Raw genomic sequence first — 12,836 nt, forward strand, 5'->3', positions numbered from 1 at the left:
AGTGATATTAAAGTTTTGAGTATGCCCAATGTGGAAGCCCGTGGTGCATTTATTCAGGGCACTATTCCAGTTTGGGTAACTGGTGATCCTCACTTAGCTTTGGTAGAAAAACTCCACGGTGCGCGTGTACTGCGAGATGCGAGAAATATTGGAACCCCAGGCGGATATTATGTAGGAACACGCGAGTTTGCTAGAGAAAATCCAGAATTACTTCGGATTATCTTGGAAGAGATTGATAAAAATGGTCAATGGGCAGAAGCAAATCGTCAAGAAGTGGCCAAACTCATAGCACCGATACTTAAGATTGATCTACCCATTCAAGAAATAATTTCTGGACGCGCTAATTATCGACTAAAAGGAATTACTCCAGAGTTGATGAAAGCTCAACAAAGTGTTGCAGATTTATTTTATAACGAAAAAATCTTACCAAAAAAAATTGATGTTCAGGAAGCATTGCTTACACCCAAAGAATATGCAGCTATTACTCCACCAACACTGATTAGTGAAAAGTAGAGAATAATCAGATATGAAGTCTGCTTTTTAAAACAAACTAGAATACCAATTTACTAAATGCAAAAGAAGATTTGCTGAATTAGCACAATCTCAATTTGTAATCATAAATTGGTGTTCTAGGAGGTTTAAATAGCAACTTCCTATTATCTTACTTGCTGAAAGAAAGTAAGACTGACAACGTAAAAGCTAAAACTTACAAGGAAAATCACAACTCATGATCAAGCCATTTCAACCACAACGCCGTACAGTTTTAAAGCGTATTGTCCAATATTCAGTACTGGGACTGTTTACTTTATCATCTTCCTTGGTGGGTAGCCTTGTGCAAAGCACCCAAGCGCAGACAGCCAAAGTAATTAACTTGGCATATCAAAGTTCTGGTGATATTGTCAAGGCCAGAAAAGTTGTTGAGCCACGTTTCCAAGCATTGGGTGTAACCGTGAATTGGGTTGGGCCATTCGCAGCAGGGCCACAATTGATAGAAGCGCTGAATGAAGGTAAGGTGGATATCGGTAGTGTTGGAGAGACACCTCCAATATTTGACCAAGCTGCACGCCCAGGCCTCATCCCTGAAGTTGTCTATCTTGCTGGACGCACGCCCAGCACTGGTCAAAACCAAGGTATTGTAGTGAAAGCTAATTCTCCCATTAAGAAAGTAGCGGATCTTAAAGGTAAGAAAATTACTTTTCAGGTAGGGTCGAATGCACAGTTGTTACTAGCAAAAGCTTTGCAAGAGGTAGGGTTAAAAATTAGCGATATTCAAATCGTTGGTTTGACTCCATCTCAAGCCCGCGACGCCTTTATTCAAGACAAGGCTGATGCCTGGGTGGGTGGCGATCCCCTTTTAGCTGAAGTGGAAAATACTACCCCGATTCGGGTTCTGAGAAATGCAGCAGGAATTAACACTCTCGGCGGGTTTTATATTGGCAGGCGTGGATTTGTCACCCAAAATCCGCAATTGGTGCGAGTGTTTTTAGAGGAAGCACAGAAGGTAGGAGAAGAGGCTGAAAAAAACCCAAGCATTTATGCCAAAATTTTAGTTGATGAACAGAAATTAGATCCATCAGTTGCAGAAAAGGTGGCACGCCGTCGTACTTATAGATTGAGAAGACTGACACCTGCTATCATTGCCGAACAGCAAGGCGTTGCTGATTTTTATTTTCAAGAAAAAATCATCTCGCGTAAGATAGATATCAAAGAAGGGATTCTTGCTCCTCTAGTATATCAAGCGATCATCCCTGATAATATCAAGTAAGAGTAAACAGGTAGAGGCAGGTTTATTCAGCTATTAACTCGGCTGGCTCTATTGGTTTGGCAAGATGCTTGTGAAATCATCATGAAAGCAGCTAGTACACTGTAGCGGAAGTTTGCCTAGCTTTAACAACGGGCTTAACAAGTTGCTCAACTAACTTGTTAAGCCTATTGTCTGGTTAATTGAGATGGATGGTAGGTGGATTAGCAAAAACCGAGTCAGGAACAAGCGATCGCAAACCTCTTTAGAGATGTGATTTGGGACTGATGATTAGTTATAACTAAAATATTCCAGTGATGAAAATACCATTTATTCCACAACGCCGCACAGTTTTAAAACGCATTGTCCAACTTTCTGTATTGGGATTGTTTACTCTATCAACTCCCTTAATAGGTAGCTTAATAAATAACGCTCAAGCACAAAAAAAAGCTGGTTTTAGTGCTAAAGTCATCAACTTGGCATATCAAACTTCTGGAGATATTGTCAAAGTCAAAAAAGTTGTTGAGCCACGTTTCAAAGCATTGGGTGTGACTGTAAAATGGGTTGGGCCATTCCCAGCCGGGCCGCAACTAATAGAAGCGATGAATGCAGGTAAGGTGGATATCGGCAATGTGGGAGAGACACCGCCAATATTTTCCCAAGCCGCAGGTATCACAGAAGTTATCTATATTGCCGGACGCACACCCAGCAAGGGTGCAAACCAAGGTATTGTAGTCAGAGCTAATTCTCCAATTAAGAAGATAGCGGATCTTAAAGGTAAGAAAATTGCTTTTCAGAGGGGATCGAATGCACACTATTTATTAGCAAAAGCCTTGCAAGAGGTGGGGTTAAAAATTAAGGATGTTAAAATTGTTGGTTTGACTCCATCTGAAGCCCGTGACGCTTTTATTCAAGACAAAGTTGAAGTTTGGGTAGGTAGTGACCCTTTTTTGGCTCTTGTGGAAAAAATTATACCGATTCGGAATCTGAGAAATGCAGCAAGAATTAACACTCTCGGCGGCTTTTATCTTGGTAGGCGTAAATTTGTCACCCAAAATCCCGAATTGGTGCGAGTATTTTTAGAGGAAGCAGACAAGGTAGGAGAATGGGCTGAAAAAAACCCAACTGAAGTTGCCAAAGCTTTTGCTCCCGAACTGAAATTAGAGGTATCAGTTTTAGAAAAGGTGGCACGCCGACGTACTTTTAGGTTGAGAAGACTAACACCTGCCATTATTGCCGAACAACAGCGCGTTGCTGACTTTTATTTCCAAGAAAAAATCATTCCCCGTAAAATAGATATTAGAGATGCGATCCTTCCAACTCAACTTGATGTAGCTATTACGCCTGTTCGTCTCAAGTAACTTAAACAGCTAGAGATAGGTTTATTCAGCTATTAAGTTAGCGATCGCATCTACTAATTCGGCTGGCTCTACTGGTTTGGCAAGATGCTTGTCAAATCCGGCTGCAAGTACTTGTTTGGCGTTGATTTCTCCAGCATAGGCAGTAAGTGCGTAGTTTACCGCCGTAGGCATCGCTCGAATTTGCCCTCCTTGTTCTGCTGCTGGTAGTGTTCTCAACTGTCGCATAAACATACATCCATCCACTTCTGGCATTCCAATGTCGCTTAAAAGTATATCTGGCAAGGATTGGCTTAAAGCGGCTAGTGCTTCATTTGCTGATGCCACTGCTGTCACATTTGCCCCATACTGCTCTAGCAAGAAGGCAATAAATTCTCGCGTATCTGCATCATCATCCACTACTAAAATATTGACACCATTTAAATTTGAGATGTCTCTGAGTCATTACTCTCCTGTTTAATCTCTGATTGATTTTGCAGCAGTGGGAGTCTCACGGTAAAAGTTGCCCCCTGATCTTCGCCTCTGCTTTCTACCTGCACTGTGCCGCCATGCAGTTCGACTAAGTGACGGACAATCGCTAACCCTAATCCCAGTCCACCAAACTTTCTGGTTGTGCTGCTGTTCTCTTGGCGAAAATATTCAAATACGTAAGGCAGAAAATTGGGATCGATGCCCTTGCCAGTATCGCTGACTGTGATCTGAGCATAAAATACAGGATTGTTTTCTGTACCCTGTACCCTGTCCCCTATACCCTTTACCCTTTCCAATCGAATATCAACCCGTCCTCCCGCAGGTGTAAACTTAACTGCGTTTGAGAGCAAGTTCCAGACGACTTGCTGCAATCGGCCAGAATCACCCAAAACTTGCCCCAAATTTGGTTCCAGGCTGATGTGCATCTCAATTGACTTAGCTTCTGCCGATAACCGCACTGTTTCCATTGCTGCCGAAATCACAGATGCCAGATCAACTGGGTAGATATTTAAGCTGAGTTTACCTTGTAAAATCCGGGAGATATCCAGCAAGTCTTCAATCAGTTGAGCTTGTAACCTAGCATTTCGCTCAATAGTCTTCAGCGCTTGAGGGATTGTCTTTTCATCAAGTTTTTTGGTTTGGAGTAGCTTAGACCATTGGTAGGAGACTTTGGACACGCCTGGGTTCTCGCTGATTGATTTGACCCGACTCGCCAACCGTCCAGCAAGGATTGTTCCATCCCTCGCCAGCCATTTCTAGCTAACTGGATTGACAGAGTTTCTGTTTTGGGGTCAATGTAACGACTCAAGTAAGCAGATAAAATATCACGTTGCATTGTCAAACTGCATTTAGAGCAGTTATGCACTCGTTGAGATAATGACTTTTTCTGTTTATTTACGCACAAACTATTCCTTGAGAAAGTGCAGTAAGTGAAGTCGAAAACATTCTTATCTGTACCACCAGCATTTTCAGCTTTGCGCTTCAGTTCAGATTGAAAAGATGCGGGTGATTTAAACCCTATGGATTTACTATAATTTTTCTGCCAAGCTTTAACTGATACTTTCTCAGTTTTAATATTCTTACCGAGGGCTAAAGTTTGGTTGACTAATCTACCATGCAAAGATTTACGATGAGCCGCTTGTTTACGTTCTATCTCACGTTTTAAAGAAGCAGTTCTTTTATAGCGATTTGAATTATTCCAACGCTTTTTACCCGGATTTACTGTGCCATTAGAATTAAAATTGTTAGGATTATTAGCGCGGCGCTGCCTATCCATTTTGCGTTGCAGTTTTCTAACAATTTTTTGTTTTGAGGTTAATTCCACTGTGAATGGAGTCCAAATTGTTTCGGAATCCCCAACAATCGCAACGGTTGAAACGCCCAAATCAATACCAACAGTACCATCACCGATAATGTTTTTAGGTTTTTGATACGGATCACCCTCACAAACCAATTGAACGAACCAGTAGGTTTTTTGATTGAGAATACGACGTACCAAGCGAACATATTTAATCTTTGATAGCAATCCATGCAAGATTACTGGGTCATTGGTGATGATACCTGGTAGCTAGAGGTTAGACCTCTTGCAAAAGTCTATCCCCTTTTCCACATCCCGTCAAAAGTCAGGTTGAGCGACAGCATTTGCTTGTTGAGCGACAGCATTTACTTGTTGAGCAACAGCATTTGCTTGTTGAGCAACAGCATTTACTTGTTGAGCGACAGCATTTACTTGTTGAGCAACAGCATTTGCTTGTTGAGCGACAGCATTTACTTGTTGAGCAACAGCATTTGCTTGTTGAGCGACAGCATTTGCTTGTTGAGCGACAGCATTTGCTTGTTGAGCAACAGCATTTGCTTGTTGAGCGACAGCATTTGCTTGTTGAGCGACAGCATTTGCTTGTTGAGCGACAGCATTTGCTTGTTTGGAAGTAGGTAAGGGACTTCCAAATAAAAAAATACTCAAAAAACTCTCTCCTCCTTATTCCTCTGTGTTCTCTGCGTCTCTGTGGTTCGTTTATTTGGATAATTTATTTCTTGGAAGTCCCTAAGGTACTCTCTCTCTCTTTTTTCCAACGTCATCAATGCTACCCAACTTGTGCCACACATCTAGGACTTTTGCAAGAGGTCTGTTGTAAGTTGGTGATTATGTACTACATCAACTATTAGGCAACCTATTTAAGCTATTAATAGAGTTGTTTCAATCTAGGGAATGAAAATATGAGGGTTTGGCTTGCCTGCTTTTTTGTGCTGTTTGCTTTGGCGGAACTGTTTGACTGGTTACAAGAATTTAATTTGCCATTACCTATCTATATTTTGGGTGGCGCTTTTTTAGCTGTTGCTTCTAACTATGATAAAATATTTGACTCCTATTTTGCTGATTCAAGCATTGAGGCATCACTCGAACAATCCGAGCTAGATTCACTAACCCCATCTACTAATCCTATTTCTTTCCCAATTGCCAGTGCTGTTAAAGATGCTCAAACATCTCAAACGGATGATTAGCTGCATAACCCAATCGCTTGTCTAGTCTCTAAGCAGCAAGTAAATTGTTACATTAATATAGAAGCTCAGGTTAAAAGCTAATTAACCTAGAGTCAGAAAATTAACTTCTGCGCCTGCAAAATCTACCCAATTCAGGCTACCGCCGCAACGCCGTGATTAGTGGACTATTAGAAAAACTCCGTGTCCCCTTTGTCAAAGTTCAGGATTCCCGTGAAACTTCCAAGAGCAAAAGCTGGTTGCAAATGATTTTAGTTACCAGTGTAGGAGTCACCGCCTTTATCTGGGGAGTTCGGGAACTCAAATGGTTACAGCCTTGGGAGTTGAGAGTTTATGATCAGATGTTGCGATCGCGTCCAGCAGAAGCACCTGATAAGCGGATTTTGCTGGTAAAAATCACTGACGAGGATCTCAAACGAGAGAAAGGGACTCCATCAGATCATACAATAAATCAGCTCTTAAAGAAAATAGAGACTTATCAACCGCGAATTGTTGGTTTATATCTTTTCCAACCAGAAAACAACTATTTGGCAGCTAATTTGCAAAATAAAGATAACATCGTCAGCACCTGTTTTTTCAGCAGCTTGGGTAGAGATGAAATCCCACCACCGCCAAATTTACCTATAGATAATGTTGGGTTTGGCAATGTGGTTGCTGACAATGAAAACGACCAAATTCTTCGCCGCAGTTTGTTATTTGTTCACTCTCCATACAAAAAATGTACAACATCATTTGCATTTGGTGCGTTAATAGCAATTAATTATCTGGAAAAACAAGGCATTGAATATGACTTTACTAATAAAGGAGATTTTCAGTTAGGTAAAACCTTGTTCCCGCGTTTACAACCAAATTCCGGTAGCTACCAACATCTAGATGCAGATGGCTATCAAATATTATTAAATTACCATCACCCCAACAGCCTCGCCGACGAAGTAACCCTCACACAAGTCCTCAGTGGACAAGTCAAACCCAATTTAGTCAAAGACCGCCTTGTAATTATTGGCGCTACTGCCGCTAATTTACCTCAAAGTAGCTTTTATACACCCTACAGCGCTTTGCCAGATCAACCACCCAGAATGCCTGCTCTGGTTATTCATGCACAGATAGCAAGTCAACTCATCAGTACAGTGTTGGATGGGCAACCTATAATTTGGTATTGGCCAGACTGGGCGGAACTTATTTGGATTTGGGGCTGGTCGCTCTTAGGTGGAATTATAGCATGGCGGTGGCAAAATCCGTTGCTGTTGCTAGTGGTGGCAGGGACAACTCTACTTGGGTTAGTAGTAATCTGCGTTGCTTTGTTTTTGCAAGCTGGATGGATACCATTAGTTCCCTCTGCCCTCGCTTTGGTGATTAGTAGCATCTGTGTGATTGCTTATACTAGCTACCAAAATCAGCGACAAACTCAGGTGATTATTCTGCAAGTTGAAAAACAACAAGAAGCGATCGCGCAATTAAATGTACTCTTAGAAGATAAAACAGCACTTCCCGACTCTTATCTTGATTTTCCTCCCCCAGTTGATTCACCAGAGATAAAATCAGGTGATTTGCTTTTGGGTGGACGCTACAAAATCTCTCAAGTTCTCGGTGCTGGTGGATTTGGCCGCACTTATTTAGCACAGGATACTCAACGCCCAGGTAATCCGATTTGTGTAGTTAAAAAGTTAATGCCAGCCCGTCAAGATACACGATTTTTGCAAGTTGCTCGTAGGTTGTTTAATAGTGAAGCTGAAATATTACAATGTTTGGGTAAACATCATCAGATTCCCGAACTACTTGCTTATTTTGAAGATGACCAAGAATTTTATTTGATTCAAGAATATATCGAGGGACATACCCTAAGTGAAGAATTACCACCTGTGCGGAATGTGCAAAACGAATCATTTGTAATTGAGATGTTAAAACAAGTTTTAGAAGTTCTAGAATTTGTTCACTATCATCGAGTCATTCATCGTGATATCAAACCGGCTAATATTATTAGATGCGCTCAAGATAATCGGCTGGTATTGATTGATTTTGGTGCAGTAAAATTGATGCAACCGCCAAGTAGTGAGCAAACAGAATTAGCCACAGTAGCCATCGGGACGCGGGGTTATGCACCACCCGAACAATTTGCCGGTCATCCACGCTTATGCAGTGACATTTACGCTTTAGGAATGATTGGCATTCAAGCCATAACAGGGATAGCACCGCAAGAACTCCACCCAGATCCAGAAACGGGTAATATTATGTGGCGGCAACCGGTGCAAGTGAGTGAAGAATTAGCGGCAATTTTAGATAAAATGGTTTGCTATAATTTTAGCGATCGCTATCAATCAGCCGCCGCAGTTTTACAAGATTTAAAACGTATGTAGCCCTGGCGATTAGAAATCGCGGCTACACATACTTTCATCCGCCTAACAAGAATTAATGCTTACAACCCGCAGAGGTGGGTTTTGTCTGTAATCTCAAGAGTTTACACTTGTATTAAGTAGGTAGGCATAATTAAATAATTCGTAATGACGCTCGTTCCTCGCTACCGCTACGCTAACGTAATTCGTAATGACGCTCTCTACGAGACGCTGCGCGAACGCGGACTCGCTAACGCAACGCTTTCGTAAATTTTGTTTTGTAATGGGGATTTAACCCCAACACAAAACAAAATTTTTATTGAACCGGGGGACTTAAACCCACGGAACTAGTTAAACATAAGATAAGATTAAGATAAAACCTCACCCTCAATCCCTCTCCGTGAGTTCGGAGAGGGAAGCCGGAGGTAGGGTGAGGTTTTATATTAGTTATTAATACCATTCATCTTTAGCCCATATTGACCTTGTTTTTCTATAATCTGACTCAATATTTTGTGGCAATGACAGTCACTTTCACATTGATTTAATATGTCTTGTGGAGCAATTGAACTAGAACCTAAAGCCAGACATATTTTTCCAGTACAAGTAAGCTTAAAATAGTCTCTTAAATTGCTTTGGGGGGGCAATTCGTTAATTTGATAATTTGTTAAAGGTTCAATAAAGCCTAATACTCGTAAATGTCTTAATTGTTGCTCACACGATTGTTCTTTTTTATACGGAAACTGTCTTTGCTCTTTTTCAGCATTAAATAAATTTTCCAGAGTTGTTCGCTCTCCATCGTCTAGCAAGTAGTCAAAAAACTTTCTTTGGTTTTCATCATCTTCTATTAAAGTTCCTAGTAAAGCTAAAGCTTTTGACTCCTTTTGATTAGCCTCTATATTAGCTTTAATTTTACTATGTACTAGGTTCAATTCTACTCCATTGCTACCAAATTGTAATTTTTCTAGTCTTTCAATAACTGAAGAGTTTAACAATAATATAATTGTTAAAAGTCCTACTTCTGTTGTATCTAATCTCCGGTTTTTATCAAGTCCTTTAGCTGGAATAAAAAATAAGTAACCTAAAACCAAAATACTTATTATCCTGAAGCCAATGTTGAGGAAATTGCTGAGTTTAGGCTGAAAATAATTCTTAATGGTTTCAACTATTTTCTGACTCATACTACATTATTCTATGAATATAATTGACTTTTATTTGAGAGAAAGTAATCGCTCATAAGTAGGTTTAAAAAACTAAATAGCTAGTTACATCGAAAAATGACATAGCTTATTACCCTGTTATTATCTCTGGAATACATGAAGATATTTAGCTCAACTTATTGCAGAAATGATAACAGTTTATCTTTCACGGTATCTGGAAAACCTCTCTCTAAGTCTCTCTCCTAAAAAGAGAGAGACTTGGAATTTTCGCCCTAAGAGCATCGGTAAGAGAGTTAGGTTTTTCGTGGGTTTCTCTACATGACTTAAACCACAATGAGCAAAAAACTAATACCATTTCAATTGATGATTGCAACACATCCTTGGGTAAAGACGCGATGAATCGCGTCTCTATAAATGGTCTATTTGTCGCATTCTTTTTTCAAATTGGTATAACACTTTATGTCTACATCTTGAACCTATAGTTTTTCGGATATCTTCCCAAATTTCTGTAGGACTTAGGCAAAAACCCTCTCAAACTCTCATTCCTCTGTGACGCGCCAGTTGCTACCCTTCTCCTGACGGAGACGCTGCGCGAACGGGAACGCGCTTGAGCGAACAAGTCTCTTAACCGCAAGGGCGCACTGGCTTCTCTGCGCCGCGCCAGTTGCTTCAAGTCTCTTAACCGCAAGGGCGCACTGGCTTCTCTGTGGTTCGTTTTCCGTTACCCGTGCGTAAGTCCTATTCTGATTAACACCTATGACAATACTCCTCGGTTAAGAATATTCGTAGGTTCGGTTGAGCATAAGCGGTACCCACCGAATAGCAAAATACCATTTTTGACCACAACAGCCTTATTGTGGAGCGTTGTTGCCAGAGTGCGAACCAGTATAATAGCCTGGATATTCTTTAAAAAATTTGCAGCTAATAACTCTTCCCTTAGCGTCCTTTGCGGTTCGATACCCTAACCATGTCCACTCAACCCACAATCCAAAGCATATACACCGATGGTGCTTGCACCGGAAATCCTGGCCCTGGCGGTTGGGGAGTTGTCGTCTATTTTAGCGATGGTTCAATCCACGAAATGGGCGATGCATCCCCTCATACCACTAATAATAAAATGGAAATGCAAGCTGCGATCGCAGCCCTCCAATTCCTGCAAACATCTCAACAAACCCAACCCATCATCCTTCATACCGATAGCGAATACCTAATTAACTGCGTTACCAAGTGGGTGAAAGGATGGAAAAAGAAAGGCTGGAAAAAGTCAGATGGTAAACCCGTCCAAAATCAAGAGCTTTTGGAAACTCTTGATGAACTCAATACCCAACAGGTAAAATGGCAACACGTTAGGGGACATTCTGGTAACATAGGTAACGAACGTTGTGATGCGATCGCTCGCACATACGCCAGTGGTAAAATTCCTTCGCTACAACAATTAACTCCTGCAAATTTTTATAAATCTTTACCTTCCACAAATGACCTAAATGTAGCAAAAGTAGCTGATTATGAAAAAAACTCTCGAATAATTAACCAAAGTCCGCAAGAAATCAGTACTTCTGCACCAGAAATAACCGTTATGGAACCATCTACTGGGCCAACTGCGGCCGCAACCGATGAAAAACCGCCAGAAATGAGGGTTTCGCAACTCCGCAGCTTGGTCGAAACTCTGCGTATCGCTGACGAAATTTCAGAAAAAGGCTACTTAATCACCAGTTCTGAGTTAGCAGACTTGATGGATGTCCACGCCAGCGCTGTTACCAGTCGGGGAGATCAATGGCGCTGGCGAAACTGGATAGTGTCACGGGTACGCCGTGAAGGAAATCAAATTCTTTGGGAACTGGAACGCGGGGATCAAGTAGGAGGTGAAGAGGAGTAGGGAGTAGGGAATAGGGAATAGGGAATAGGGAGTAGGGAATAGGGAATTTCGCTCACTCACCACTCACCACTCACCACTCCCTACTCCCCCTCTTTTGCACTATACTTGCGTCCCCGCCACTCGCGTGGCTTGCGGAACGCAGATAAGAAGATTCGCAGTACAGCTAAGGGATCAGCCAAAGGGGAAAGCCAGAATAACCAGCCGCCTTTTGCGCTTTTGCGATCGTAAGAAGGTGCGATCGCAATTAGCATAGCAAAGCGAATTACCACCAAGAATAAATTTAGTCCTAGCAGAAGGAGTGGGGGAGTAGGTAGAGACGCGATTAATCGCGTCTGTAGCGAGTACGAAAGTGGGGGAGAAATCAACAAAAAAGTAAGGATTATTAAAAGGGGTAGACCTTGAACAGATGTGAGTAGCCATAAATCTCCCCACAACTGCGAACGAGAAGTTGCGTCTTTGAGGTCGAGGCTCCGCCCCCACTCCTTCCACGTCTCCATCGCCCCTTCATACATCCTTACTTTCAGCACCTTTGCGCCATCTAAAAAGCCCACCTTATACCCTTGAACAGCAATATTTCGTGCCAAAGTGACATCATCACAAAAAGAACCACTCGCACTGCTATAGCCACCCACAGCAGCTAAAACGGAGCGACGACACAAAAAACACTGCCCATTTGCCATCACCCGTTCTGGCTGCTCTGTATTGATCCCAGCCGGGTCAAATCGGTAAAGCAAAGTCATCAACAAAGCCGGTTGTAGCCAGCACTCTCCCGGATATTTGAGGATGAACTGGGGTGAAAGGGAAACGAGGTCATACCCCTGTGCTTCGGCTGTCTTCACCAAACCAGCAACCAAACCAGGATGCGGTTGAATATCAGCATCCAGCCCTAAAAACCACTGACTACGCTCAGAGCTAAATAGAAAACCGTTATGCAACGCCCAAGGACGCCCCACCCAACCAGAAGGTAAGGGGTCATCTGTCATCACGCGAAAGCGCGGATCTTTCTGCTGTGTCGCTTTTACCAAGTCGGGCGTACCATCAGCAGACTTGCTGTCTACAACAATAATTTCCCTAACTTCGTAGCTTTGATGACTTAAACCAGCTAACAATGGGCTAATGCGAAGCGCCTCGTTCAGCGTGGGAACGACGACGCTAACCTTACCCAAAAGCTCCAGTGTCGGCTGTTGCGGTTCTATTGGAGGAAGGCGTCTTGGCCCCTTTAGCAGGCGCGAAAACAGAATTGCCGTTGCTGGTACTTGGATAAGTAGCAATAAAAGTGAGATGGTGCTTTCTACTATCAAAGCGTTGTCATTAGTCATTAGTCATTAGTCATTGGTCATTAGTCACTTGTACTGAGCGAAGCCGAAGTATTAGTCAAAATAATTCGTAATTTATAATTCGTAA

10 protein-coding genes and 1 pseudogene are annotated in these 12,836 nt (G+C 42.0%); 6 read left to right on the forward strand and 5 right to left on the reverse strand.

What is annotated here, in order from left to right; all coding sequences use genetic code 11:
- Positions 1-21: 21 nt before the first annotated feature.
- From LC653_RS47400 to LC653_RS20280, 3 genes are all read left to right on the forward strand, one after another.
- Complete coding sequence (locus tag LC653_RS47400; RefSeq protein WP_372478200.1) at positions 22-513, forward strand: type 2 periplasmic-binding domain-containing protein; 492 nt, start codon at positions 22-24, stop codon at positions 511-513.
- A gap of 214 nt (positions 514-727) precedes the next feature.
- Positions 728-1,765 (forward strand): aliphatic sulfonate ABC transporter substrate-binding protein, encoded by a 1,038-nt coding sequence (locus LC653_RS20275; protein WP_229496547.1) that lies wholly within the window; start codon positions 728-730, stop codon positions 1,763-1,765.
- A 293-nt stretch (positions 1,766-2,058) separates the two neighbouring features.
- Entirely contained in the window at positions 2,059-3,102 is a 1,044-nt protein-coding gene (locus LC653_RS20280) for an aliphatic sulfonate ABC transporter substrate-binding protein (protein ID WP_229496549.1), read from the forward strand.
- Positions 3,103-3,123: 21 nt separating this feature from the next.
- Here LC653_RS20280 and LC653_RS20285 read toward each other — a convergent pair.
- The 3 genes and pseudogenes from LC653_RS20285 to LC653_RS20295 all read right to left on the reverse strand — a co-directional run.
- Positions 3,124-4,226: pseudogene (locus LC653_RS20285) on the reverse strand (hybrid sensor histidine kinase/response regulator); the annotation flags it as partial.
- Entirely contained in the window at positions 4,169-5,095 is a 927-nt protein-coding gene (locus tag LC653_RS20290; RefSeq protein WP_229496550.1) for a hypothetical protein, read from the reverse strand. The pseudogene LC653_RS20285 and the gene LC653_RS20290, both read right to left, overlap by 58 nt.
- A 90-nt stretch (positions 5,096-5,185) precedes the next feature.
- A complete protein-coding gene (locus tag LC653_RS20295; RefSeq protein WP_229496551.1) occupies positions 5,186-5,533 on the reverse strand; it encodes a hypothetical protein in 348 nt (115 codons plus the stop codon).
- Between the two features lie 254 nt (positions 5,534-5,787).
- Between LC653_RS20295 and LC653_RS20300 the strand changes: the two genes are divergently transcribed.
- Entirely contained in the window at positions 5,788-6,072 is a 285-nt protein-coding gene (locus LC653_RS20300; protein ID WP_229486270.1) for a hypothetical protein, read from the forward strand.
- Positions 6,073-6,224: 152 nt separating this feature from the next.
- A complete protein-coding gene (locus LC653_RS20305) occupies positions 6,225-8,423 on the forward strand; it encodes a CHASE2 domain-containing protein (RefSeq protein ID WP_229496553.1) in 2,199 nt (732 codons plus the stop codon).
- A gap of 419 nt (positions 8,424-8,842) precedes the next feature.
- Here LC653_RS20305 and LC653_RS20310 read toward each other — a convergent pair whose 3' ends face one another.
- Positions 8,843-9,577, reverse strand: coding sequence for a hypothetical protein (locus LC653_RS20310; protein WP_229496555.1), 735 nt, complete (start codon positions 9,575-9,577; stop codon positions 8,843-8,845).
- 946 nt (positions 9,578-10,523) lie between these two features.
- On the opposite strand from LC653_RS20310, the gene rnhA reads away from it, so the two are divergent.
- Positions 10,524-11,432, forward strand: a complete 909-nt coding sequence (rnhA, locus tag LC653_RS20315; protein WP_229496557.1) for a ribonuclease HI — start codon at positions 10,524-10,526, stop codon at positions 11,430-11,432.
- A gap of 80 nt (positions 11,433-11,512) precedes the next feature.
- On the opposite strand, the gene cruG is transcribed toward rnhA, so the two are convergent.
- Positions 11,513-12,751, reverse strand: a complete 1,239-nt coding sequence (gene cruG / locus LC653_RS20320) for a 2'-O-glycosyltransferase CruG (RefSeq protein ID WP_229496559.1) — start codon at positions 12,749-12,751, stop codon at positions 11,513-11,515.
- Positions 12,752-12,836: the final 85 nt, after the last annotated feature.

Origin of the sequence: Nostoc mirabile CHAB5784 (assembly GCF_020829645.1) — a bacterium.
GTDB lineage: Bacteria > Cyanobacteriota > Cyanobacteriia > Cyanobacteriales > Nostocaceae > Nostoc > Nostoc mirabile.

What these genes read in the sequence shown, in the direction of transcription:
- LC653_RS20310 (WP_229496555.1), bottom strand. Translation starts at nt 9,577, where the DNA reads ATGAGTCAGAAAATAGTTGAAACCATTAAGAATTATTTTCAGCCTAAA.
- LC653_RS47400 (WP_372478200.1), top strand. Translation starts at nt 22, where the DNA reads ATGCCCAATGTGGAAGCCCGTGGTGCATTTATTCAGGGCACTATTCCA.
- LC653_RS20280 (WP_229496549.1), top strand. Translation starts at nt 2,059, where the DNA reads ATGAAAATACCATTTATTCCACAACGCCGCACAGTTTTAAAACGCATT.
- rnhA (WP_229496557.1), top strand. Translation starts at nt 10,524, where the DNA reads ATGTCCACTCAACCCACAATCCAAAGCATATACACCGATGGTGCTTGC.
- LC653_RS20275 (WP_229496547.1), top strand. Translation starts at nt 728, where the DNA reads ATGATCAAGCCATTTCAACCACAACGCCGTACAGTTTTAAAGCGTATT.
- cruG (WP_229496559.1), bottom strand. Translation starts at nt 12,751, where the DNA reads ATGACTAATGACAACGCTTTGATAGTAGAAAGCACCATCTCACTTTTA.
- LC653_RS20300 (WP_229486270.1), top strand. Translation starts at nt 5,788, where the DNA reads ATGAGGGTTTGGCTTGCCTGCTTTTTTGTGCTGTTTGCTTTGGCGGAA.